This window comes from Bradyrhizobium sp. Leo170 (assembly GCF_004296405.1).
In the GTDB taxonomy this organism is placed as follows: Bacteria; Pseudomonadota; Alphaproteobacteria; order Rhizobiales; family Xanthobacteraceae; genus Bradyrhizobium.
Genome location: NZ_PSRR01000772.1, coordinates 1 through 890, shown reverse-complemented (window position 1 = coordinate 890; position 890 = coordinate 1). Strand labels below are relative to the sequence as shown.

The 890-nt window shown below is 57.8% G+C and carries 1 protein-coding gene; it reads left to right on the top strand.

Translation table 11 applies throughout. The features are described 5' to 3' along the window. Positions 1-36: 36 nt before the first annotated feature. Positions 37-876, top strand: coding sequence for an IS5 family transposase (locus CWO89_RS44605; protein ID WP_245476879.1), 840 nt, complete (start codon positions 37-39; stop codon positions 874-876). Positions 877-890: the final 14 nt, after the last annotated feature.

The window sequence follows — 890 nt, the reverse complement described above, 5'->3', positions numbered from 1 at the left end:
ATTCTTCGAAGGTGTTCGAAGCCATCGGAGAAGCAGATGACCTGGACCGAAATCACCCGCTGTCAGCATGACAGACGAGCGCTCCGCTATGCAAGCGATTGTACGGATGCGGAATGGGCCTTGATCGAGCTGTTGATGCCAGGGCCGAGCAAGGTCGGGCGACCGCGCAAGACCTGCATGCGATCGGTATGGGATGCGATCCAGTACATTGCGACGACGGGATGCCAATGGGCGCTTTTGCCAAAGGATTTTCCTCCCTTCACGACGGTCCAGTACTATTTTTATGGCCTGCGCGACAGCGGGGTGTTGGATTTGATCAATGAAGCCTTGGTTGAAGTCGCGCGTAGGCTTGCTGGACGGGAGCCGCAACCAACGGCGGCGATCATCGACAGTCAATCGGTCAAGACGACCGAGAGCGGAGGGCCACGCGGCTTTGATGCGGGCAAGAAGATCAAAGGTCGCAAGCGCCACATCGTCACCGATACAGAAGGAAATTTGCTGAGCGCCATCGTGCACCCGGCCAATGTTCAGGATCGGGACGCGCGCCGGCCGTCGTCACTTTGGCGTGTGCGAGCTACCCGACTATTGCACACTTGTTTGCTGACGGCGGCTACGCCGGCGAAAAGCTTGAAAAACGCGCTCCGGAAAATCGACGGGCCCACGATTGAAATTGTTAAACGCCCGGATGACGCAAAAGGCTTCGTTATAGTTGCCCGACGCTGGGTCGTCGAACGCACGTTGGCACGGCTCAACCGCTGCCGACGTCTCGCCAAAGATTGGGAGGCCTCCGTCACCTCGGCTGAAGCATGGCTCCTTATTGCGTCAACTCGACAACTGGTGCGCCGCATCGCCAGATCGGCCAACGTCAAGTCATGAATTTTGAGTCAGAG